The sequence below is a fragment of the Rothia sp. ZJ932 genome (assembly GCF_016924835.1).
Classification (GTDB): Bacteria; Actinomycetota; Actinomycetes; order Actinomycetales; family Micrococcaceae; genus Rothia.
In genome coordinates this window covers 49,914-73,957 of the sequence record NZ_CP070480.1, presented here as the reverse complement: position 1 = coordinate 73,957, position 24,044 = coordinate 49,914, and the positions used below count along the sequence as shown (strand labels likewise).

Sequence of the window (24,044 nt, the reverse complement as noted above, 5' to 3'; positions counted from 1 at the left end):
AGAGCATGGCGAGCTTGCTACCGGGGGGTTCCTCAGAACTGCGCTGATTCACCAACAAAACGGTTCAAACCAAGGCTCGTGGTCTCTTACCGCCCACAAACCAAACGTTCACGCTTGCACCACAGCAGCAAGAGCAGGCGCATCAGTAAGGGTCGCTAAACGGTAGATTATGGTCATTACTGTTTCTCATAACCGCGCAGGTCATTGAGCTTGCGGCGCTCTAACTTGGTCGGTCTGCCGGTACCGCGATCACGCCGGGGAACACCGGCGCTGAAATAAGCAGGTCGAGGTTCTGATAAGTCTTCATAACAGGTCACCGCCACCGGCGCACCCACTCGCTTGGCAAGCATCTTCTCGACCTTAAGCACCTTCTCCCAGCCCGGGTAGCGCACGCGCACCACATCGCCAATACGCAGCTTCTGCGAAGGTTTCACGTGCTCATCGTTGACGCGAACGTGCCCAGCCTTGCACTCGTCCGTGGCTAGCCCGCGCGTCTTGAAAATACGCACCGCCCACAACCAGGCGTCTACCCGAACGGGTTTCGTTTCTTCACTTGCCATGCCCACCAGCTTACCAAGCAGCTCAAACTACCTAACTCTCTTGAACCGCAGATGAAATATACAAAACCCGCTCCCTCCCGAGCGCAGCGGCGGTAAAGTGAGAGGCATGAGTTCACCTCGCACCTCCCCCGCTGACTCCTGTTCACTGCTCAACGCCGAACCCTTACCGGGCACAGCATCTACTGAGACTGTCTGGGTCTGCTTGGAGCACCCCGGTAACTGGGGCAAAGATATTCTCGATGGCACTACCTTTGGTGCCGAGCTTTCTGCTGCGCTCACCCACAAGATGAGGGACGCCGGTGCGCGCCTGCTTTTGATTCGCAAACCCGGACGCGCCGGTCAGATTGATACTCACAACTCTCGTCGAGTCTTTGTAGCAGTCACCCAGCCGGGCGCAGAAAAACTGTACGAACTCACCGTCGATTCGCCGGAGGATTTACTGCACCTGCCCCTTGATGCTCCGCACCTTCTGCCCACTGTCGGGGCGCAAGAAACCGGGCAAACTCTTGCCCTTCTGTGCGCCCATTCCAAACGTGATCGTTGCTGCGCAGTGTTTGGTCGTCCCATTGCGTCGGCACTTGATGCGGCTTTTCCCGATGAGAATATTTGGGAGTGTTCCCACACCGGAGGGCATCGGTTTGCCCCGGTCGCTATTTTTCTGCCCACCGGTTACACCTACGGCAGACTCAGCCCAGCCAGCGCACGGGCGACTTTCGAGGCTCTCCATCGCGGGGATGCCCCTGAACTCGAAGGACTGCGCGGACGCTCCTGCTACACACCTGAGGAACAGGTGGCTGACCTTGCGGTGAGGTCTTTGTTGGTTGAACAGGGTGAGCCTGCTGGCATGAACGATCTTTATGTTTCACGTGAAACACCAGAAAACAACCATAATGAGTTGATGAAGGTGAGCATCAGCCACACAAACGGTAGAAGCTGGGTAGCAACCACGGCCACCCGCACCCTGCCGGAGGTTTATGCATCCTGCGGCAAAGCCCCTAAGCCAGGAAAGAGTGTAGAGCTAGTAAGCCTGGCAGAAACGGTTTGACTTCTCCCCGTGGTTATTTACATTTCCCCGTGGTTAAAGTACGGGGAAATGTAAATAACCACGGAGACAATTTCATACCCTCCGCAAGACTTTCATTCAGTACACAAAAAATCCCCACCCGCCTTTGGAGGGTGGGGATTTTCATAAAAGCTTATTAGCTCAGGACAGTAATGTTAGCTGCCTGCATGCCGCGCTGACCCTGCTCGGGGTCGTATGCAACGGACTGACCTTCTTCGAGTGAACGGAAGCCGTTTGAGTTGATTGCTGAGAAGTGAGCGAACAGATCTTCTGATCCGTCGTCGGGCTGGATGAATCCGTAGCCTTTTTCAGCGTTAAACCATTTGACGATACCTGTAGCCATTTTTGTTATTCCTTACTGGAAATTTCCTGCGTTCAAACCTCGAACGCGAAGGTCGTGCTCTCATGTTTTCCAGTGGATGAAACGCAAAAAAATCAAAAACTACAATGCTTCTAAAATACTTACAACATCAACCGATGAGCACTTCCTTTAGCCTACACTGCTTTTCGCCAAAAAGGGCATTATGAGAGCGAGAACACCTTTAAGGGGCTTGTGCGGGGTATGGAGAAGACCCGGCGACCGCACCCTAACGGAGCGATCACCGGGCCTTTACCGGTGTTGTATGCGCTAGTCATTCCCCAATGATTAGCCAATGAGCTCCACAGCATCGTGGAACTTAAAGGTTGCAGGAGGTTATCTTTCCCCGAGGTATCCACCTGCAGCAGGTTCTGCTCGTACCGACTATCCCCATAGCGGTGCGGGTCAGAGCAACGACATTGCCGGAGCCAACAGGCTACTCCCCAGTAGCATGTGACTTCAGCGTCGCTCCTTGCTTGCGGTAACAGATTCCCCAACCTGTTACCGCATTGCTTGCCCAGTTGCACGAAGTCATCAGCACTTCACTTCGCACGTACGCGCTAGTAGAAAACAAACCAGCAGTTCCCCAGGATGAGCTACTGACACTTTCTACTCACGCATATTCCCTAATCACTGAACACACTGTCTAGCAAGGGGCGGTTTTCACGCCGTCACCCTTAAAGAGGGGTGATGACGGATTTTATGACGCGGTTTTAAAAAACTTTTTAAAAAGTTTTTAAGTTGTGCGAGACTGCGGCGCAATACCCTGGCGCAGGCGTCCGCCCAAGAGGGGAAAATCAGCGTGTGTTTGCTGTCGATGCGGGCACGCAGCCCTGTTACAGCAAACTGCCCACCCGCGTGTAGAAGCTGGGACGGTGGCGGGCACTTTGTAAGGCACGGCTTGTATGATGGAGAACATGAGCACTACTCTCCCCTTGTCTTCGCGCCTTGAGACCATTGCTGCACTGTCGCAGTGGCACGCATCTGCAACGCATGAGCGTATTGAGTTTGTTTTTTCTGTGGACGACGGGGTACTGAATGGCCCCTTTTTCTACGGTAGCGATGGGGTGCGAACTTCTACCTTGGCACCGTCCCTGAAGGCTTTTGCGGCGATGCTTGAAAAGACCTTGGCGCAACTGTTGGGTGAGGGTTATCTGCCGGAGTCTTACTACGTGAAAGTGGTGTCTGAGGCTGGTGCACCGGTGAGGGTCACTGAGGTTGATTCTTCTGCCTTTGTGCAGGGTCATGCCCCGGTTATTGCCGCTGATTTTAAGGCAAAGACCGTTGAGGCGGGGCGTTTGCATCCTCCCACCCCTATTGGCCGTGAGGATGAGGACGCGAATGCTGTCGCTGAGGATTCGGCAGTACGCAATGATGCTTTGTTGATGCGTAAGCTCCTCTTACAGCGTGGGCACGGCACCGGTTATTCGATGGTTGAGTTGGACGCTGAGCAGCAGCGCCGTGGTCTTGAGTTCCCTCCGGAGCTACGCTTTTATTACGCGCTGGTGCGTGAGGGTGAGGTCGCTGAAGTTGAGGGTAAACCTGTGTTTGCCGCTGATTTGCAGGCGGGTACCGGTGAGAGCGACAACGTGGTTGATGATGCTCTGCGCGCCGGTAGATCTGAGATTCCTCCGATGCCCGCACCTGCCGAGACGGACGCTGTTCGCCCGCTGTTTACTGCCCGTGAGTGGATTGTTTTTGCCCGCAATGACGCCGGTAATCAGTTTGCTCTTGATATTGCACCGGGCCCGGCAGGACGCGCCGGTCAGGTAGTGGAGTTCACCCACGGTGAGCTGACTCCTCCGCGCCTGGTTGCCCGTTCGCTGACCGAGTTCATTAACGGTGAGCTGGTTTCTGCCCAGGCGCGCGCTGCGAGCTGGCAGGGTGCAGGAGACGTTTCAGATGTTGATGCTCAGTACGGCAATGTTGCTGTTTTCGCAGACGGTGTGACGCCGAGCGCCCAGCACCTGAAAGAGAGCACGGTCATTGAGATTCAGCAGCTTTCAACACCGTTCGATCTTGAACAGCTCACTCCGCTGACGCATCTGAAAGAGCTGCGCTTCACCCAGCATCATGACTATCAACTGGCGAACACTTCGGCAGCGAAGAATTTGAGCATTACCAGCCTGACCGCACCTCTTGGCGTGTGGACGGTATTGGTCGAGGATGACAATCTGCCTAAGCACCTGAATATAGCGCAGTTCACCACCGCTAATGCACTCACCGCTGAGCAGGGCGAGGTGGTCAATCGCGTCCTCACTCAGTTCGGCACCAAGCCACTAAGCGTCAATGAGTGGGAGACCGAAGCGAGCGCGGCAACGCCTAAAGGTGTTCCCGCTGAGGGGAAGGGCGCAGCAAGTGAGGACGCAGTTGCTGAACCTGCATCTGTTGCCCCGGCTGAGTCAGCTGAGCCGGTTGAAAGCTCGACGCAGAGGGAGCCTGAGGCACTGACCGCTGAGTCAGCTGAATCGGCTGAACCCACAGAGAGCAGCAAGGAGCAGGGCGAGGACATCGTTATTCAGACCTCCGAGCTCTCCCCCGCTACCCAGCCCACCCCGCTGATTGCCGACGATGATACTCCCCGCATTGATGTGGCTGAGGGCACCGAGGAGTGGAAGACTCCCGCTGAGATTGAGACCGATTCGCGCTTCTTGGTGGAGGCTGAGATGCCGCACACCCTGGCACCGTCTAAGGGTGATTTTGAGTCAGCGAGTTCTTTCTTTATCAGCACCGAACCGGGTTCAGTCGGTGGTGCTACCCCAGCTGTTTCTGAGGATGACGCTACCCGCGAGGCGCGCGCCTACCTAGAGCAGATTAGCGGCGTTTACGATGAGGCAGCAGAACGCGCCGAGACGACTGCGCCGCGCGAAGAGTACCGCAGCCAAGTTGAGGCTTTGGCGATGCTGCGTGATGAATCAACCCCACCAGCATCAGAATCCAAGGGTGAAATCATCATTGAAGAGCAAGAGGTCATGGAGGATGAACGCGGCAAGTCGGTCGCTGATTTTAAGCTCGATGAAGTTGCCCAGCGTCAGGAGTCTGAAGAGACCAGGTCAGGTTTTGTTGACCAGCACCGCGGCGAGCGCGGCAGCGACGAGGGCGGTTTCCGTAGTGCCCTCAAGCGCTGGTTTGGGTAGTAGGTGAGGGGTGAGGGTCGGGAAGTTTTTCCTCGGCCTTTTCCGTTACAGGTGGCGTAAGGTTTCAGTGCAGAAAGGTAGTGTGATGGCACGTAAAGATGAGTTGGGCACCAGTGAGCTAGAAATTTTTATCTGGGGTGAGGGTGAGAACCCTGAGGACGCGGGCGATGCCCAGCGCACCGAGTTTTTGGAGCAGGCGCAGGCGCTTCTTGATGAGGGTGCAAATATTGCGGTTTACTCTACGGATTCGTACCCTTCAGCTTTTGAGGATTGTGTGCCGGTTGCCGATTTGATTGAGGTTTCGGGGCGTAATGTTTTGCCGGTGATGTTGGCAGACGGTCTGGTGAAGGTGTCGTACATGTACCCCACCGTTGAACAGATGCGCCGTTTCTCGCGTAGCAACGAGGTGAAGCAGAAGAAGGTTTCTGCGGCGGCAGCTGCCTGTGGCACCGGTGGCGCAGATGACCCCGCTACAGCTCCTGCCCTTGATCCTGCTGGTTTCGCGGCAACGCTGGCGGGTATTGCTGAGAACCCCGTGGGCGGCCCGGAGATCGGTAACCGCGTGAACCTGATGGGTGGCGACTTCGGCGACGGTATTCCCACCCAGGGTTCGGTGGCGGTGAAGGGGGGCGGCGCGTCCTTATCTATCACCCAGGCGATGATGCAGCCTGCCGCGCAGAACACCGGTGGCTGTGGTTGCGGCGGTTGTGGCTGCGGCTCGTAACCCCAACCGTTCTGAACTTCTCTGAAAGTGGGCAATTGTTGTTCATCTGGTGTCTACCAGCGAACAGCAATTGCCCATTCTCTATGTTCACGCCCCGTGCCCTGAAGCGATAAGGCTTTGTGTAGGCTAGTTCAGTTCTGACTGCCCACCATTTTCGACCAGGATGCGCTGGTCTGCGCGACCTTCACCGCTGAGCAACGCCTTTTTCACGACGCCACCATTGACGTGGTATGAAACGACATCTTGACCGCGGGTTCGATATTACCGCGCATCTCAAGAGTGCCGATTTCGCCACCATCTGAGGCAACTCTTGAGCGCTACGGTTACCCCGCGTGTAGCGAACCAGGTAACGAAATTATGAGCAGAGTACAAGCTCGCACCCGCAGATTCACCGCCTGGAACTTTAGCCGGAAAATCAGAATGCCTACGTACCCAAAGAAGAATAACCGGACGCTGCACCCCCGGCACCCACCCGCACTTCCCCCTTTTTTGTGCAGGGAACGCGAACGCGGATGCAGTTCAAAAGGTAGCTCCCGCAGAGCCGGGAAGTTCATCGAAGAATAGAGATGCCTTACACGCGAAATGTGCCCTGCCCGCACGGGGTACACCATCGCAATAGGCACCTCGTGCGCACAGAGTACACGTTCACATAATCTTTTCTGGTTCGAGCGCTAGGCGGCTTTAACCGGCACCCACACCTGCATCTGGTAGTCATCGGCGGTGGGGTCGCCGGGACCGTAGGCTTCAAAAACCGGGCCGTTGGGGGTGAAACCGGAGGTCGGCAGGTACTTTCCCATCAGCAAATCCACGCCTGCCATGATGCTCATCGGAATGGAACCCTCAACATTCGTCACCGCGAACTCACCGGCAGGAACAACAATCGCGTTCAAACCGAGCTTCGCCGCGACGTCCTTATCTTCAACCAAAATACCAGCCATGTAATCGAACTGATTCTTCTGGTTCATACCCAGAATGACACCGAAAAGGCGCACACCCTCCATGGTTACGCCGCGCTCTTCAGCGTGCTTGGTTAGCTTCTGCCACAGGGCACCCATGCCCGCATCAGCGCCCTGGCTCACCAGCTCGCGAAAACCAGCCAGCACAAACTCGTCCTTGTGTTCAACGTGAGCACCAATCATGGGCAGCTCCTTTTATAAAAGTGGGTAGAAGTTTTCTCTTTCCCAGTCTAGTTGATGCCACCCCAACCACCGAGATCCTGATTTGTTGCCGAGATCCTGTTTTAAATCAGGATTTGGGCGATAAATCAGGATCTCGGCGAACCGCTGACTAGCTGGTAACCATCGCGCGCAGGGTACGAATCATCACTGAGAGCACTGCCAGACGGGGGCGCTCACCCTCAGCAATAGCACCGCCACGCAGCTCATCAAACATATCGTCCACACGTCCGGTACGGACGGGGTTGATGCGAACCCAATCGCGCAACAACTCGGCTGTTTCTTGGGGGGTGTCCATGGACGCGTCCAGACCTTGCTCACGTGCCACCTTCAACGCCACGGCGGCAGCGATCTCGTAAAGGTCATCACGCAGCGCCGAGCGAGCCAGGGTCTCCCAGCGGTCGGTACGCGGCAGATGCGAGACGAAGGTGAGCATGTCATTGATGTAGAAGCGGTCGTAAACTGAGAAGTAGAGGTGGGCTACCTGGTCGGCGTCCAGCTCATTTGCTTCTGCAATACGCAGTACATCCATCAGCGCAAAGGACTCAAAGGCGCGGATCCAGTAAACAGTAAGCTCTTCTGACAGCCCCCACTCTTGCGCCTGCTCACGTTTGGCGCGGACGCGCGCACGAGTGTCTTCGGAAAGATAGTCGGGCAGGTTCTCGCGCAGGGTCTTGATGTGCGAGAAGCGCTCAATCATATCTGCAATGGGGTGCCCCACCACCACAGAACGCTCGGCAATAAACCAGCGCACCAGGCGGTCGAGAATACGCTGCCAGTCGCGAATTACTGACTGCCAGGCTTCTAGAGGAGTGTCGGCAGGCAGGGCGCGGTGCAGGGCTGCCTCATCCGCAAGACCGAATGTTTCACGTGAAACCATGAAGGCGCGGGCAACTACATCCACCGGCGCACCGGTTTCTTCGATGACGCGGTAAACGTGCGTAATGCCGCCAATATTCACAATCTCGTTTGCCACCTGAGTGCAGATAATCTCACGGCGCAGCGGATGCGTTTCAAGTGCGTCCCCGAAACGCTCCACCAGAGCGGGCGGGAAGTAGCTACGTAGCACGCCGCCCAACCAGGGGTCATCAGCAAAGTTGGTCTGCTGCAACTGGTGAGTCAGGTGAATCTTCACGTAAGCAGCCAGCACCGACAGCTCTGGGGCAGTGAGGGTAATACCGGTTGCTTCGTAGCGCTCGCGGATCTTCTGGTCACCGGGAATGAACTCCACCTCACGGTTGAGACCGGCTTCTTGCTCCAGATAACCGATGAGACGAATGTAGGCTTCAACACCGGGAATCACGCCGTGACGCTCAGCTTGCAAGAGTACGTTCTGCTCGACGTTGGTTTGCAGCACCTGCGCACCGACATCTTCACGGTGGGATTCAATGAAGGACGCGCGCTCGTTAGCCGAGAGGCGACCGGCGGTCACCAGGCGGTCCACCAGAATCTTGATATTCACCTCGCGGTCAGAGGTTTCCACACCCGCGGAATTATCGATGGCGTCGGTATTGATAAGCACGCCAGCCTCAGAGGCTTCAATGCGACCCAGCTGGGTGAAACCGAGGTTACCACCCTCACCGACAATCTTGGCGCGAATTTCACCGCCGTTAATACGCAGAGCATCGTTGGCTTTATCGCCCACCTCAGCATGGGTTTCCGATGCAGCTTTCACATAGGTGCCAATTCCGCCGTTGTAGACCAGATCAACCGGCGCTCGCAGGATCGCTGAGACTAGCTCTGCAGGAGCCAGTTTTTCCACGCTTGAGGAAATACCCAACGCCTCGCGCACCTCGGGGGTGATATCGATCGACTTAGCGCCACGCGAGTAGACGCCACCACCTGCCGAAATCAGCTCACGATTGTAGTCTTGCCAGGACGAACGGGGGGTCTCATACAGACGCACGCGCTCCTCAAAGGAGGTCGCCGCGTCAGGGTTGGGGTCGAGGAAAATATCGCGGTGGTCAAAGGCGGCAACCAGGCGGGTGGTGCGTGAGCGCATCATGCCGTTACCGAAGACATCACCACTCATATCACCAATTCCCACTGCAGTGAATTCTTCCTCTTGGCAGTTAATTCCCAGCTCGGAGAAATGACGCTTGACCGACTCCCAGGCACCACGGGCAGTAATGCCCATCGCCTTGTGGTCATAGCCCACCGACCCGCCGGAAGCAAAGGCGTCCCCCAGCCAGAAACCGTATTCCTCGCTAATGGAATTAGCTGTATCAGAGAATGCCGCAGTGCCCTTGTCGGCTGCAACAACCAGGTAGTAGTCATCACCATCGCGGGCAATGACGCGCGGGTTGTGTACAACGGTTTCGGTGCCGTCAGCTGCAACCTCTAGGTTGTCGGTGACATCCAGTAATGAACGGATGAAAATCTTGTAGGACTCTCGCCCCTCAGTGATCCAAGCATCACGATCGACAGCAGGATTAGGTAGCTGCTTGGGGTAGAAACCACCCTTCGCGCCGGTAGGAATAATGACGGAGTTCTTCACCATCTGAGCTTTAACCAGACCCAGAACCTCGGTGCGGAAGTCCTCTCGGCGGTCAGACCAGCGCAAGCCACCGCGGGCTACCGAACCAAAACGAAGATGCACACCCTCCACGCGCGGGGAATAAACGAAAATTTCGAACTTGGGGCGGGGCAGAGGTGCGAAATCAATCGCCTCAGGATCAACCTTAATAGCCCGTGAGTAGCTGCCCACATACGCATTGGTACGCAAGGTCGCTGCCATGACCGTACCCAAGGAGCGCAAGAAACGGTCAGCATCAAGAGTGGGCACCTCACCCAACGTTGCCTCAAAATCAGCCCAGAGGGCAGCGCGTCCGTCTTCTCGCTCCTGCTCAGACAGACCCAAATCGGGGTCAAAGCTGACCGCAAAGTAACGCACCAAGACACCGGTGACCTGCGGGAAAGCAAGCAGAGTATCAGCCATAAACTGGGGAGTGAAACCGCGTCCCAGCTGAATCAGGTAGTGAGTGTAGGCGCGCAAAATCGCTACCTGCTGCCACGACAGCTGCTCGGCAAGCAACAGGCGATCCAGTGAATCAGACTCACGCAGCCCCTTCAAAAAGGCATTCAGGGAGTCCTCGTAAAGATCCTGCACTGCCTGCGCTTCAACGCCCTCAGGCAGCTGCACACCAAAGTCATAGAGCAAGAAGTTACGACCATCAGCCGGAGTAATCTCATAGGGCTTCTGATCCAGCACCGTCAGACCCATATTCTGCATGACCGGCAGCAACTCGGTTAGAGTGTGCGCCTTCGAAAGATAAGTCTTCAAACGAGTCACACCGTTATGTTCCACCAAACGCACAGCGGCAGGACGCCCGGCATCAGCATCCAGCGACTCGAAAATTGCGACGTCCTCTACCGCATCCGCAACCTCATAGTCAGCACGGTAGGTCATCGGCACAGCCTCAGCCCACGCAGCCGCCAAAGCGCGTCCGCCCTCTTCAAGCGCCGCACCCGCAGCCTCACCCCACGAACGAACCGTCTGCTGTAGACGCTTCTCGATTGCCTGAACATCCAATTGCGGCACCGTATTGGGGTCAGTCAAACGCAAACGGAAATACAAGCGCGCCAGCGACGAGGTCGAGAGGCGAACCTCAAAATCAATATTGAGCAGGTCAAACTCGCTGCGGAACACCTCTTCGATACGCTGACGCACCGCGGTGTTATAACGGTCGCGAGGCAAGAACACCACAGCAGACACAAAACGACCAAAAGCATCAGGACGCAGGAACAAGCGGGTAGTGCGACGCTCCTCAAGACCCATGATGCCGCGGAACATCTCCGTCAAAGACTCCACGTTCGAGTGCAAAAGCTCCAAACGCGGGAAATCCTCAATAATACCCGAAAGAGTCTTATCAGAATGCGAACCGGGGTGGAAGCCCAAGCGACGACGCACAATCGCCACACGCTCACGCACCAGCGGAGTCTCAGCAGCCGGCAGCGCATACGCCTGCATCGAGAACAAACCAAGAATCACATACTCGCCAACAACCTTGCCCGAAGAATCAAAATCGCGCACGCCAATATAATCAAGGTAATCATGACGATGCACCGTTGAACGCGAATTAGCTTTCGTAATATACAGCGGATGCGGGGTCTTCACGTTATTCAGCGCCGTACCCGTCAGCTCAATACGGCGAGCAGGGGCGTCCGCGTCATACCGCAAAATACCCAAAGCAGAACCGGGGCGATCCTCCAACACCACAGCAGAGGAATCACCCGAAAGATCACGCGCCTTCACGCCCAGTAACAAGAAGTTACCGCGCGTCAGCCACCGCAAGAATTCCTGCACCGGGGCAACACGAGACGCCGGGTCATCCTCAGAATTCACAAAACCCGAATAATGTTCAGGACCACCCAGGGTAATATCTTGCAGCTCCCCCATCGAATCAGCGATAGCAAGGACGCGCTCCACCATCTGCGCGCGGTCAGCAGCAGCGACCTTCACATCATCAAGAATCTCAGCAATCTCAGCAATCAGGCGGGCACGGTCTTCACCCTCAACCAAAGAAGTAAGACGAACAGCAATCCACGACTCAACAAACGTGCGTCCTGACTCGTCAGATACCTTCAAACTCGGCAGCGAGACCGTATCACCGGACGCCACCGGCTGAGCCAAACCCGTGCCCTTAAGATCAACCAAATTACCCGCATCATCACGCTGAACAATGAAGGTCGGGTGAATCAGGGTAGCAATACCCCCATACTTCGCCGCAATTTGCGCCGTCACGGAGCTCACCAAAAAGCTCATGTCATCCGTTGCCAGCAACACCGTAGAAGCACCAGCAACATCAATAACATCAACTACCGCCTGGCCGCGCTCACGCCTACCCGCCAGCTTGCGGTGCGCCACCGCCATCTGCTCAATATCAGCTGCCGAAAACATCGACAACTCATCCTCAGTGGAATGGAGAATATACTGATTCACCCACTCCAACTCGTCTGACCACTTGTTCTCAACGCCATTGTGTTCGACCAACGTCATGCCTTTCATAGTGCAAGCCACATCTTTGTGTACCCGCCATAGATTCAATTGCAAATCCTTTTAAGTCTAGCCCGCGGCTATCTAATCAGCCACTCATTCACCTGAGCGAAAACACCCACCGTCTTACACCGTAAAAACAGTTACTAACCACCCGGCAAAGACCACTAAGATAAAGCCCTATGAGCCTGAGAAACGAGTCGTACCTAGTGGGTCTCATCGGCGATGGCATCACAGCCTCACTCACCCCACCCATGCACGAAGCAGAAGCCACCCACCACGGACTGCACTACCTCTACCGCCCCATAGATCTACACGCCCTAGAACTTCACGGCGACTCCCTCCCAGCGCTGCTTGATGCCGCCCACCTCCTAGGCTTCAACGCCTTCAACATCACCCACCCCTGCAAACAGAGCGTGCTCGATTACCTCGACACCATCTCCCCCGAAGCCGTAGCCCTCGGCGCGGTCAACACTGTTCTGATAAATACAGACGGCACCCGCCACGGCGAAAACACCGACTACTCCGGCTTTCTCACCGGCATGAAATGGGGGCTACCCAAAGTCACCGCAGCCTCAGGACGCCTACACACCGTTGTGCAGCTAGGCTCCGGTGGTGCCGGCTCAGCAACCGCCTACGCCCTTCTGAAAGCAGGGGTGCGCGTCCTACATCTGGTAGACCCCGACGCCGCTAAAGCCACCGAAAAAGCCCTCGACCTTCAGGCACTTTTTCCGCAGGCGCAGGTCATCGCCACCGCCCCACAACAACTCGCCAACGTCCTACCCCAAGCGCAGGGCCTCGTTAATGCCTCACCCATTGGCATGCACGTACACCCCGGTGCGCCCCTCGACCTTTCTCTCCTGCACGCAAATCTGTGGGTTGCCGACGTCATCTACCTCCCCCAAGAAACCCCGCTCATTGTTGCCGCCCGCCAGCTAGGGTGCCACGTTCTACCCGGCGGCTACATGGCGGTAGGTCAAGCAGTGGACGCGCTCGCCCTGATCGCCGACATCACCCCCAACGCACACCGCATGAGGGAACACTTCGCAACCCTGGTTGGATCTCCCATCGAGAATGCAATTTAAGGCATATTTTCACCCAAAACATGTCTTAAATTGCATTCTGGGCAGGGTAGTAAAATATAACAATCCATTTTTCTTTCTCAGGAGGCTCCTTCGTGGCACAAGATACCGGCATTAAAGAGGTCAGTTACGCGCTGGCGCGCGAGTTCGGGTGGGAGCTTGAATACAACGGCGGGTTAGAACTCGACGGTGAGTTTCTTGATGATGCTGACCTTTCGCGCACCTTTAGAGTGGGCGGACGAGCGCACCGCTACGTGCTGAACCTCAGCTTCGATGACACCACCGCCTACGGCTACACCCTATTAGAAGAGCCAGAGAGCCCAAACCCTGTTCCGGCTGCATTTGGCGGGGAGCTGTTCGTGCCCGCGTCCGGTACAACTATCACCGAAAAATACTATTTCACCTCACCCGAAGACATGGTGGCAGAAGCCAGAACTGCGCTAACAGCCCTGCTCAAAAAGGTCAGCTAACCTACGCTCCAAGAATCTTTAAACAAAAATCCCGCGGAACTCAGACGAGCCCCACGGGATTCATGTATCTAGGAATAAAATTCCTTAGACGTTCTGAACCTTGTTGCCAAAGCGTGAACCAGCAACGCCAGCGCCGGTGGTTACGATAGCAGCAATCACAAGACCAGCGAAGAGGTACAGGGAGTACTTCGCGGTGTTGTTCATTGCGTCGTTAGCAACAACTACGCCGCGGTCGAATGCTTCCTGAGCACCTGACTGCAGGTTGTTGAGCTGCTTTTCAGCGTTCTTCTGAGCATCTTCGTAGGCTGAAACAATGTTGTCAGCTGCCTGGCTCACTTCGCGCTGTGACATGTCAGTGTTAGCAGCGATTTCGCGTTCCAGGGTGGGGCGGTCAATGTTTTTGGTCACCGATGCTACGCGCTCTTCGATGTTGCCCTTAACATCTTCAGCTACAGCGCCTGCGTCTTCACCGTCAACAACGATGCGCTTGCCTGCATCCTGGACGTCCTTGATGGTTGCGTCAAGCTGTGACTGCAGGTAGTCGGGGTGCAGCTGCTCAATTTTGCTGTTTTCCAGAGCGGTGATGACTTCACGGTCAATGCCGGTGGTGTCGAGTTCAACCTGCTCAGCGACGAGGTTGAATACGTCGCCGGTTGCGTTGGTGGCGGTTGAAACAACGTCGCCTGCTGCGCGACCTGCGGTGCCGAGCATGTTACCGACAGCACCGAAAGCTGATGATACAGCTGAGGTAGCTAGGATAACAATTGCGATAACGCCGGTTGCCCAGGTCAAGAAGCCGTGGATGAAACCCGCGCGGTTAGCGGTCAAACCAGCGATGAAGCCAGCGAGGCCCAGTGAAAGAATCAGTGAGAAGATAGTCCACACTGCGAGACCGGTACCTACGCCAGCAGTGGGGTCTGCTGCGGTTAGGTCAGTACCGCCCAAACCAATTGCTGCACCTACGAGGGTGAACAGCAATGAGAGTGAGATGAAGGTGACGAGGCCAGCAAAAACGCTGCGCCATGAAATGTTGTTGCCCGCTTCGGTAGCAAGACCCTCGGTGAGGGTTGCACGCAAGGAGCGGCCAGCTGCCGGCTGGGCAGTCTTCTGAACTTTGCTCATCGTTTTTCTTTCTTGAGAGTGACGAAAGGTCATATGGTGACCTTTCTATTTTTTAGTCTTGTTGCTCTCAACGCTTTATATCCCGTGTCAAAAGTTTCATTTTTAACAAGGGGAGTTCACCAAAAAGCCCTAGAACCTGTGAATAAATTACTGAATCTAGGGCAGATGATGCGTCTAAAACATAAGATTTATAGGCTTTCGCCAGGTACGCACGGTTGTTACCGTTGCGTAACGTCAGGAGCTATTTTAGTCTATTTAGCTCCTTAAACGAAGACTTGACCGGGTACTGAGCAAGTGTTGTACACGACTCTGTGGGGATAATCGGACGTTTTAGCGGTCGATGTCTTCGAGCGGCAGGTGGGCGGTTTCACGCTGCATGCTAGCAACGATAGCCACCAGAACTGCCACGGCAACAGTGAAGATGGAAGGCCCCACCCAGCCGGTCAGATCGGCACCGGCGAGCGCGGTAGCGGCAACGGGTGCTAGCCCACCTGAAAGGGCAAAACCGATTTGGGTGCCCAGTGCCAGACCAGTGACGCGGACGCGGGTGGGGAACATTTCTGCGTAGAAGCTGGGCCAGATGCCGTTTGCCATGGAGTAGAAGCCGCCGTGCATGAGCACACCGATCACGAAGATACCGAGGATATTGGTTTCGTGAATCATGTAGAGGTAGGGGAACATGAGCGCCCCGGCAACTAGTGCGCCGCCAATGAAGACGGGCTTGCGTCCAACCTTATCTGAGAGGCGAGCGAGGAGCGGAATGGCGAGCAGACCCAGCGCATTGGACGCAACGGGAACCCACAGCATGGTGCCGCGTTCAATGCCGATGCCTTTGGTGGCGTAGGAGAGGGCGAAGGTTGTGAAGATCATATTGACGGTGTTAACTAGGGCGCACATTGCAACGGCGAGTACTGCGCGTTTGTGGTTGCGGAAGACTTCGCCCAAGGGAGCTGAGTGCGGACGCACGGTGATTGTCTGGGTGAAGGCGGGTGGCTCCTCGAGGGTGCGGCGAATCAGCCAGGCGGCGAGAACCACGAAGGCGGAGAGCCAGAAGGGTACGCGCCAGCCCCATGAAATCAGCTGTTCTTCGGGTAGCGCGGCGAAGGGAATGAAGACGGCAGTTGCCAGTAGTGAGCCGAATTGGGTGCCCTGCAGCGTCCAGCTGGTGGTGAAGGCGCGGGATTTGTCATGGGCGTGTTCCAGCGACATGGAAATGGCAGATGCCTGTTCTCCCGATGCTGAGAGACCCTGCAGGACGCGGCAGAGCACCAGAAGAACTGAGCCGAGCATACCAGCCTGTTCGTAGGTGGGCAGGCATCCGATGGCGAAGGTGGCTCCACCCATCAGGAAGAGGGTTAGCATCAGTACAAATTTGCGCCCGAATTTATCGCCCAGCGGGCCCATGAGCATCGCGCCAAAGGGGCGCACCACGTAGGCAACACCCAGAGTCATCATCGCTTTGAGAGTGCCCAAAGCCGCCGAATCGTCGGGGAAGAAAATCTGGTTGAGAACCAGCGCAGCCGCTGTACCAAAAACCGCGAAATCGTAATATTCAAGGGCAGAACCGATCCATGAGGCGAATGCTGCCTTACGCGGATTTTTGGCGATTGTGCCTGCTGTAGGTGCCACAGTTTTTCCTTCACCCATAAGCCCCGCACCCCCTTGTTCTCAGGTGTGCGCGCGAGGTTAGATCTGTTCAACCATCTTTGGTCAATGAGTAGAGTCTAAGAACCCTTAGCGCTTGCCACAAAATCAGAAAGGAACATGACCGCCATATGACACACCTCTGCTTATGACACCGCCGGCAGGTAGTAGCTGACTAAAACGCGACACTGACGCACGGTCTAGTATTGAAAGGGTTTTAACGGTGCGATATATAGGTATCAAACCGGGCACAGAAAATAACACCAGAACAGAGAAGTGGCATGGAAGAACAGTTACCTCAAGATTCCGTGATTACCCGCGGTCAGTCTATTTTTATTGCCTCCGCATCAATCATCAGCGCGGCGACCACCTTCGCCGTGACCTGGCTCAGCTCGCGCGTACTCAGCGTCGATGACAATAAAGAGTTTCTGGTCTTTTGGTCTTTGATGTCACTGGTGTTCGCAACCTTACTCGGTGTGCAGCAAGAAGCGGCACGTCTTATTGGCTCCCAGCAGGACGCAGTCAGCAACAACAAACCCGGTGGGGCGCGTCCGCTAGTCGTGGCTTTGGGCGTGGGCGTTTTGTGCGCGGTGGTGCTGGCGCTAGCGTCACCCTATCTTATGAACTATGTGCTGTCGGTCAACACCGGCAGGTCGATGCTCCTGGTGCTGATTGGCACCGTCGCCTACGCCCTGCACGTGTACTTTATCGGTGCGATGGCTGGCTTGAAAGCCTGGACCCTCTACGGTCTGCTCATTTCTACCGGCGGTATTTTCACCCTGGCGGCATCAGGCATAGCTTCACTGTTCAGCAAAGATGTGTTCTTCTTTCAGCTCGCCTTCACTGCCACTGCCTTCCTCTGGTTAGTTTTCTTGGCCTTCTCACCCACCGCACGGTCGGCGGCGCGCATCCGCGTTGCAGAACCCGTGTCCGTTGTTTTTAAAGCGATGCTGTGGACGTTGCTCACCGCACTGGCGATGGCGGCGGTTTCAACCGGTTTCCCCGTCTTTTTGGAGGCAACTTCAAGCACTTCTGCCACAGAAAAAGCGGCTCTGCTCTCGGCAATTATTTTGGGTATCTCGATTACGCGCGCGCCCATTATGATTCCCCTACAGGCTTTTCAGGGCGTTGCAATTTCCCACTTCTTGGCGCACCAGAATCAGCCGGTGAAAGCACTACTCAAGCCGGTTGCGGTGTTTATTGGTATAGGCGTTGTAGGTGCTGGGGCAGCTTTTCTACTGGGTCCTTGGCTCTTTGACCTGATCTATCCTAAGTACGCCGGGCAGCTATCGGGTGCAGTGCTTGCTGTGCTGACCTTCGCAGGTGCCCTGCTAGCGCTAACTACCCTCTCAGGCACGGTGGCGTTAGCACTCAATAAGCACCGCCTCTATCTTGCGGGCTGGGTTGTTGCCCTCCTTGTTTCGCTGGTCTGTTTGGTAGTGGGCACTGACCTCGTAGCAAAAGCTAACATCGCCCTTATTGCTGGGCCACTGGCTGGATTCGCCGTCCACCTAGCAGGAATAGCGAAGCGTCGAGGTTAACAATCTATTCACAATAAAAATTGGGGTTTACCAGAATTGACTCAGGTGCACAATATTGTGCCGGCAATGATGAATCAAACTCATATTTTCGATCCTCAGGGATTTCCAAGCGCCACGCAATTGCCTCTTCAAAACCCCATCGGTTTTTCATATCAGTTCCATCGCTAGTCAACAATGATGGAACGTCACGAACCGAAATAGGCGCATTTTCCGAAAAGTTGAGCTGTTGTGCAACTTCACTCTGGCGCTGTTCAAGTAAGTCACTACGTTTAGTGAGCGCCTCTAAGGTGACACTGCCATAGAAACCCAACCCCATAAGAACAATGAACGTTCCTACCAATGTTACTAGTGCTGCAACTGCACCCCAGGTAGTAGCATATTTCTGATAAATTCCACTAAAAGCATATGTGATGACCGCGTAACCTGAAGCGCTCATGGCAAAAACCGGAACAGAATATGCACGCCAAGGAATATCACTGGTAATATGCACAGTGAGCAGGCTATAGACCAAGCAAATAAAAGCAAAAAGTAGGACTGCATAGGCTAAATTCCTGAGCTGGTAGAAACTGTTACTACTTTCCGGTTTCACGATAAACACAGTAAAGAACCCAGTAAGCACAATGATGAGCCAAGGCCACACATAAGAGTGATCCAAGAATTCAGGGAATTCACTAGTCAGCATATTCTTCAGTGACTCTTGCACCCCTGTGGTTGTACTGATATTTGACTGCCTATTCTGCGACCCTAGCAGAAAGAACAGTAGCAAAAATCCTATACCGGTACCGAGGCCAGCGGCTACGGTTAGTTTAAGATTCAACATCCTACCCCTGATGAAGTCATCAAGTAGTACCATAAACCAGAGGATGCACATACAGACCGTTAGAGGTTCAACAAAGCCAGCTGCGTAAACAGACACTGCGAATACTGCACCTAGCCCAATTTTTAGCTGAATGACCTGGTTCAATGTCAGCAGGCACAATAAAAAAAACTAAAAGGAAAAATATTACTCCACCGAAGTATACCGTACTTGAAGTCAGCCAAAGGTACGAGTCAACGATACTTGGAGCTAGCAGTAAAGCAGCGCCGGTGAGATTTACCCCGATAACCAGTGATGCAATATATTTAAATTTCCTAAAATCCAGCAATTGGTTGGTAATAGCGGCAATAGTTAGTGAGATCCCGATAAAAAAGCAAAAAGGGACCAGGCTGATCGTTCTCTCCCCCATTACTAAAAAAAGGAACGCAAAGAGGGACGCCTGCCCAAACCTTCCATTGTGAGTATTTATATGCTTCCAAAAGTATTCGAAAGCACCGCCTGAAAGATTGAACTTCATGAAGTATGGGTAGTCATCAGCGATAATACCTGCCGCCCATGAGAACCGAGCGAAATAAATTATCAGGAACACTGGAATCAGAGAAAAAAGCACTCCCGCGACAACTGTCAGTTTGTTGTTCTGCGTAAAATCCTTAAACTTCTTGTAGCTAGTGACGGTCACTTCCATTACTTGACCTTCTTAAACACGAAGTACTTGTAGACAAAAAAGTTCCACCCCGTTGTAATCATCAGCGCCACCATGCGGGCAATATAAATGCCTAGCATCTCAGCGAAGAGGGCGATAAACCCGAGAGTAAACAGGTAGTTCACCAGTAACAGCAGGGAGTAGGAAAGCACCTGGGCGCCCACCACTTTGGTAGCCGTTTCTTTATTCTCAAAAGCAAAGAACTTTTGCAGCAGAAAAGAGAAGATAATACCCAGCCAGTAGCTGGCGGTGACTGCTATCTTATTGTCGCCGTCCAGCACGTTCTTGACGATGTAAAGAATGAGAAGTTCAAAAATAACACCGGTGACGCCTACACCCACATAGCGCATCAGGGTCTTATTTTTCGCTAGGAATTCCACGGGTCACCCGCTCTGGCGCTTCCACCGAGGTTGCGTGAGGTAGAACGGTCAATAACGAAGAGCGGACGCCCCTGTGCCTGCATGTAGATGTGCGACATATACACAGCCACAATGCCCTGGGAAATCAGCATGACGCCCACCAAGAACGACACCAGAATACCCAGCATGGCTGAACCGGTGATGTTCCACCTCAGCGGATCACCAAGGAGGAACTGTTGCACTATCACCGCGTATCCGGCAATAAATGCCGCCAGAGTAATAAAAAGCCCGATGTACCCGAAAGCGAAGAGGGGCTTAATGCTCATCGTGATAAAACTGTTCAGCGCCAAGCCCACCAGCTTTTGCATGTCGTAGGTAGCTTCACCGGCAAGACGATCAGGTGCTTCAAACTCCACGTAGTCACGCGTGAACCCGAGCCAGTCAATCAGACCGCGAGCGATACGCTTGCGTTCGCTGAATCGCAAAAACTCATCGGCGACCACTCGGTCAATCAGCCTGAAATCCGTGGAGTAGGGCACGGTGGGGTTGTCAGTGATCGAGTTCAGAATCTTGTAGAAAGCCTGTGCGACCCTAGGGTTTTGAGCTTACCGCCACCGTGGTTTGAGCGTACACCCACGACAACCTGGGCACCCCCCCCCCGCCAGCGTTCAATGAACTGGGGTAGGTAGTGGGGCGGATGCTGCCCATCGGCATCCAGAATCACCACAGCGTCACCGGTGGCAGCAGAAACACCTGCGGTAGTAGCAACCTCTTTGCCAAAGTTACGCGATAGGTTCACAACCTTTACCCGCGCGTCCGCATCGGCTAAAGACTGCAGAGTTGCCAAAGTTTTATCGCTACCACCATCGTTAACGTATATAACCTCAAAAGCATTTTTATCCTTACCAGAGAGCAGCGGCTCGCAATCAACGAGGGCAGGCAACAGGTAGTCCGTGTGGAAAAGAGCAATGCCCTCTTATTCGTTATAAGCGGGCACAACCACAGACAAAACACTCGCAGAGCTCGTCATAGCAATAACCTTTCAATCTGCCAATAGTCGTGGAAAGACTACACGCAATAAGCTAGGAGGACTTTCTGATTCTGTACTCATGCAAAGGCCTGATAAGCCCGCGTGTGCGAATATACTGTATTGCCACCCAGAGTAGATGTTGAGGGCATGCAACCACCGAAGGGGTGCCGGTTGCATGGGCCAGGGCGCGACGTCCTTCACTCACACATTTCATGTGCGGCCCAGAAGCAGTAGCACCCTTACTCAAATTAGACTGATGCACCCGGTAGTACACATACTTCTGCGCCAACTGCGCGACCTTACCGTGGCAGGCAATGCGCAAGGTGAAGTCGTAATCCTCGCACTGTGACAAGCCAGGAGTATGCCCGCCAACCTTCTCAAAAGCTGAACGGCGGTAAAGCACAGACGAATGCGGCAACGGGTTGAACAAGTACAGTTTTGAGCGCACGTCATCGCGGTGGGTGCCCCCCAGCTCACCTGTAACAGCACCTTCCCCATCGATCATGTAAGCACCAGTACCCACCAGTACGCAATCAGGATGAGCCTGAAGATAACTAATCTGAGCAGAGAATTTCTCCGGGGCGACATAATCATCACCATCGACATTCGCCATAAACTCAACATCGCCCGAAATTTTAGAGGTTGCCTCAATCATAGAGCCGCTCATCCCCAGGTAGCGGTCATAGCGGTAGGTACTAACGCGCGCGTCCTGCATCCAGGGGTGTGCTGCTTCTTGCGCCGCAACAGCATCAACACTCACACCGATACTCGGGCCGTTGAGTAGAACAATAACCTCCAATAGGGCGTAATCACTTGCCAGGACAGACTCAACAGCCCGGTCGAGCCAGCAATTAAGCTCACCACTGCGCACAAAAACAGCAAGTTTTCCTGTAGATTTTTCAGCAGACATCAACTATGTACCCCGGTTCACAATATGTTGAGCGTATTCTTCATAGAGCTTTGCTTGGTGCTCCCAGCCCCAGTTTTTAATTTCGTCATCGCTGTAGGGGGCGGGCGGTGTGATTATTTCCTGCCGAACAGCTTCAGCCAGCTGCTGCGGGCCACGCTCGGTCACAATACGAACCGGTACTCCGCGCTGTTCAAGGACGCGCGCGCTTGAAACATCGTAGGTGACGATGCCCGCGTGCGAAACGAAGGCGTCAATGATGGTGGTCTGAAAACCCTCAGCTGCCACGGTGGGGTTAACTAAAGTAGCGCCCCGCAAAATGCGAGCCACCTCAGCGTGGTCAACGAACCCGCGGAAGTCTACTGCCTCTGCGATGCCCAGCTCACGAGCATAAGATTCCGCTTTGGCGCGGTCTGCACCGTCGCCCAAGACCACCGCGTGAACCTCAGGATCCTGAGCACGCACCAGGGCAACCGCGTCCAAGAAGTCACGCCACCCCTTGACCTCGACCACGCGCGCCAAAAAGACCAGACGCTTACGATCCAGCACTATGTCACCGGAGGAACGCATGGGCAGGGGGGAAACATTGTAGAACAATGCCGGGCTAACCTGCGCCAGCTTTTCAACAAAACGCTGTGAAGGCTCAGACACGCATACCACTCCGCTGGCTGCCCGCAAGGACGCGCGTCCGAGGGTGTAATCAACCAGGCGGCTAGCGGCACCAATGACGGGGCTACCCGAGACAACAAAGCCAGAACCGTGTTCAGTGTGCAGCACGGGTATTTTCAGCAGCTTACTCCAAAGCACACCGAGCCAAGTGAGTGTGAAAAAACGAGTATGCACCGAAATAATATCCGGATTGATTTTTTTAAGAGCTGAAAAGAGCCCTGCAGTAGCACCTAAGGTTGGGAAACCCAATACTCCATCTACCTGTACTAGTTCTTTAAAACGATAAACGGTGATACCGTCCTCGATGTTTACCTCAGTACGTTCACCCAGAGTTAGTACACTAATCGAATGCCCCAAGCCCACCAGACGGGTTGCCAGAGAGTACACGTGCTGCTCAAGCCCACCAATACGCGGTGGGTAGTTATTAATCAGAAAAACAATCTTCACTGGTTAGTCTTCTTTCTGCCGCTGAGGGGAATACCTGGTGTGCGAGAGGTCTCCGAACGCGAAAGGGTTTCAGCCTTCAAAATCGCGATCTCCTCGGCAAGGGTGCGCACCTCATCAGAAACCTTTGATAGTTCCAGGGTAAGGTGCATACAAACCCCCATAAGCATGATAATTGCCAGTAAAAATAGCAGATTCACCGGCATAACGACGCCGGTAAAACCTGTCACCACTGACAAGAGAGAGGGGAAGAGCGCCAGCACGATAGTAATAGCCGAAATAATCAACCATAAAGCCGCGTATTTCTCTTTCATCTTCTGGCTACGCACCAGCATCAGTACAGCACAGAAAATAAAAAGGGAAAGAATCAAAAAGAAAATATTAGACGGCATGATTACCCCTCTCTGGAGGTCTTCTGACGGGTCATCGAAATAGCGAAAGCAAAGAAGGAACGTACCAGGTAAATCGCTGACTTAATAGGACCAGAAGACGGCGTGCCGCCCTGCCGCTCTCGCATCTGCACCGGTACTTGAACCACTTTGCATCCAGAGCGAATAGCCATCACCGTAGCATCAATAGTGTCGCCTAAGTATTCAGCCGGGTAGAAATCGCAGTACTGCTGAATACCCCTGTGGTTAGCCGCTTTAAAGCCGCTGGTGACATCGGTAAATTTCTCACCAGAAATCTGGGTAAACATAACCGACAGCAGGCTCATTGCCCACTTGCGAGGGCCTGACACTTCGTAATCACTTTTCCCTGCAAAACGGGAGCCAATCACAATATCAGCCCGCTGCAAACCGTCTAGAAGAGTTTCAATATATTCAGGCAGGTGCTGCCCGTCGGAGTCCATCTGTAGAGCAACGTCGTAGTTCTTGTAGCGGGCATACTTATAGCCGGTACGCATTGCAGCACCCACACCCATGTTGTAAGGCAACTCAATCACCTTTGCACCGGCAGCCTGAGCAACCTGAGACGTCTGATCAATTGAACCGTCATTGACAACGATCAAATCCAAGTCAGGACGCTTTACCTGCAGCTCAGCAATCGTCTGCCCAATGGTTTCCTCTTCATTCCACGCAGGCATAATAACCAGTACGCGCAACTCACCGTGCGGTGCAGATTTTTGCATCAAACAATCTCCAAAAACAAGGCAGTGTACCCCCACAGAGTACACAGAATTGTTGCCAGTTTAGCAGTTCGCTCATATCTAACCTCTGCAGGAGGGGTGAGGTATTGAACGCAG

21 protein-coding genes are annotated in these 24,044 nt (G+C 54.3%); 6 read left to right on the top strand and 15 right to left on the bottom strand.

All coding sequences use genetic code 11. The features are described 5' to 3' along the window. Positions 1–176 precede the first annotated feature (176 nt). Entirely contained in the window at positions 177–560 is a 384-nt protein-coding gene (locus JR346_RS00355) for an RNA-binding S4 domain-containing protein (RefSeq protein ID WP_204877715.1), read from the bottom strand. Between the two features lie 106 nt (positions 561–666). On the opposite strand from JR346_RS00355, the gene JR346_RS00350 reads away from it, so the two are divergent. Continuing rightward, a complete protein-coding gene (locus JR346_RS00350) occupies positions 667–1,605 on the top strand; it encodes a sucrase ferredoxin (RefSeq protein WP_205482507.1) in 939 nt (312 codons plus the stop codon). A 154-nt stretch (positions 1,606–1,759) separates the two neighbouring features. On the opposite strand, the gene JR346_RS00345 is transcribed toward JR346_RS00350, so the two are convergent. Continuing rightward, entirely contained in the window at positions 1,760–1,966 is a 207-nt protein-coding gene (locus JR346_RS00345) for a cold-shock protein (RefSeq protein ID WP_204877717.1), read from the bottom strand. A 932-nt stretch (positions 1,967–2,898) separates the two neighbouring features. On the opposite strand from JR346_RS00345, the gene JR346_RS00340 reads away from it, so the two are divergent. Together JR346_RS00340 and JR346_RS00335 are read left to right on the top strand one after the other, a co-directional pair. After that, entirely contained in the window at positions 2,899–5,118 is a 2,220-nt protein-coding gene (locus tag JR346_RS00340; RefSeq protein WP_205482506.1) for an SMI1/KNR4 family protein, read from the top strand. 85 nt (positions 5,119–5,203) lie between these two features. Continuing rightward, positions 5,204–5,842, top strand: coding sequence for an arsenic metallochaperone ArsD family protein (locus JR346_RS00335; protein WP_205482502.1), 639 nt, complete (start codon positions 5,204–5,206; stop codon positions 5,840–5,842). Between the two features lie 671 nt (positions 5,843–6,513). Here the strand turns inward: JR346_RS00335 and JR346_RS00330 are convergent. Together JR346_RS00330 and JR346_RS00325 are read right to left on the bottom strand one after the other, a co-directional pair. Beyond that, positions 6,514–6,981, bottom strand: a complete 468-nt coding sequence (locus JR346_RS00330; protein WP_204877720.1) for a GyrI-like domain-containing protein — start codon at positions 6,979–6,981, stop codon at positions 6,514–6,516. A gap of 148 nt (positions 6,982–7,129) precedes the next feature. Continuing rightward, positions 7,130–12,016 carry an NAD-glutamate dehydrogenase gene (locus JR346_RS00325; protein WP_205483777.1) on the bottom strand — a complete coding sequence of 1,629 codons (4,887 nt, stop codon included), beginning with the start codon at positions 12,014–12,016 and terminating at the stop codon, positions 7,130–7,132. A gap of 179 nt (positions 12,017–12,195) precedes the next feature. Here JR346_RS00325 and JR346_RS00320 point away from each other — a divergent pair, with 179 nt between their 5' ends. Then, entirely contained in the window at positions 12,196–13,098 is a 903-nt protein-coding gene (locus JR346_RS00320; RefSeq protein WP_205482500.1) for a shikimate dehydrogenase, read from the top strand. Positions 13,099–13,190: 92 nt separating this feature from the next. Further along, positions 13,191–13,565 carry a hypothetical protein gene (locus JR346_RS00315; protein ID WP_205482499.1) on the top strand — a complete coding sequence of 125 codons (375 nt, stop codon included), beginning with the start codon at positions 13,191–13,193 and terminating at the stop codon, positions 13,563–13,565. A gap of 84 nt (positions 13,566–13,649) precedes the next feature. On the opposite strand, the gene JR346_RS00310 is transcribed toward JR346_RS00315, so the two are convergent. Both JR346_RS00310 and JR346_RS00305 read right to left on the bottom strand, forming a co-directional pair. Then, positions 13,650–14,687 carry a YrzE family protein gene (locus JR346_RS00310; protein WP_205482497.1) on the bottom strand — a complete coding sequence of 346 codons (1,038 nt, stop codon included), beginning with the start codon at positions 14,685–14,687 and terminating at the stop codon, positions 13,650–13,652. 330 nt (positions 14,688–15,017) lie between these two features. Then, on the bottom strand, positions 15,018–16,334 hold the full coding sequence (locus tag JR346_RS00305; protein WP_205482496.1) for an MFS transporter: 1,317 nt from the start codon (positions 16,332–16,334) through the stop codon (positions 15,018–15,020). 278 nt (positions 16,335–16,612) lie between these two features. Here JR346_RS00305 and JR346_RS00300 point away from each other — a divergent pair, with 278 nt between their 5' ends. Beyond that, positions 16,613–17,872: a hypothetical protein gene (locus tag JR346_RS00300; protein ID WP_205482494.1), complete on the top strand. Its 1,260-nt coding sequence runs from the start codon at positions 16,613–16,615 to the stop codon at positions 17,870–17,872. Between the two features lie 4 nt (positions 17,873–17,876). Here JR346_RS00300 and JR346_RS00295 read toward each other — a convergent pair whose 3' ends face one another. The 9 genes from JR346_RS00295 to JR346_RS00255 form a co-directional block, all read right to left on the bottom strand. Continuing rightward, on the bottom strand, positions 17,877–18,788 hold the full coding sequence (locus tag JR346_RS00295; protein ID WP_205482493.1) for a hypothetical protein: 912 nt from the start codon (positions 18,786–18,788) through the stop codon (positions 17,877–17,879). Continuing rightward, positions 18,760–19,374 (bottom strand): DUF6056 family protein, encoded by a 615-nt coding sequence (locus tag JR346_RS00290; protein WP_205482491.1) that lies wholly within the window; start codon positions 19,372–19,374, stop codon positions 18,760–18,762. The genes JR346_RS00295 and JR346_RS00290 overlap by 29 nt, the downstream gene beginning before the upstream one ends. Next, complete coding sequence (locus tag JR346_RS00285; RefSeq protein WP_204877728.1) at positions 19,374–19,772, bottom strand: GtrA family protein; 399 nt, start codon at positions 19,770–19,772, stop codon at positions 19,374–19,376. Before JR346_RS00285 ends, JR346_RS00290 begins: the two co-directional genes overlap by 1 nt. After that, a complete protein-coding gene (locus JR346_RS00280; RefSeq protein WP_205482490.1) occupies positions 19,760–20,290 on the bottom strand; it encodes a hypothetical protein in 531 nt (176 codons plus the stop codon). The genes JR346_RS00285 and JR346_RS00280 overlap by 13 nt, the downstream gene beginning before the upstream one ends. 23 nt (positions 20,291–20,313) lie before the next feature. Beyond that, complete coding sequence (locus JR346_RS00275) at positions 20,314–20,694, bottom strand: glycosyltransferase (RefSeq protein ID WP_205482489.1); 381 nt, start codon at positions 20,692–20,694, stop codon at positions 20,314–20,316. A 139-nt stretch (positions 20,695–20,833) separates the two neighbouring features. Continuing rightward, positions 20,834–21,691, bottom strand: coding sequence for a glycosyltransferase family A protein (locus JR346_RS00270; protein WP_205482487.1), 858 nt, complete (start codon positions 21,689–21,691; stop codon positions 20,834–20,836). A 3-nt stretch (positions 21,692–21,694) separates the two neighbouring features. Further along, positions 21,695–22,804 carry a glycosyltransferase family 4 protein gene (locus JR346_RS00265; protein WP_205482486.1) on the bottom strand — a complete coding sequence of 370 codons (1,110 nt, stop codon included), beginning with the start codon at positions 22,802–22,804 and terminating at the stop codon, positions 21,695–21,697. After that, a complete protein-coding gene (locus JR346_RS00260) occupies positions 22,801–23,193 on the bottom strand; it encodes a DUF2304 domain-containing protein (protein ID WP_205482485.1) in 393 nt (130 codons plus the stop codon). The genes JR346_RS00265 and JR346_RS00260 overlap by 4 nt, the downstream gene beginning before the upstream one ends. Positions 23,194–23,195: 2 nt before the next feature. Then, on the bottom strand, positions 23,196–23,930 hold the full coding sequence (locus JR346_RS00255) for a glycosyltransferase family 2 protein (protein WP_240333964.1): 735 nt from the start codon (positions 23,928–23,930) through the stop codon (positions 23,196–23,198). Positions 23,931–24,044: the final 114 nt, after the last annotated feature.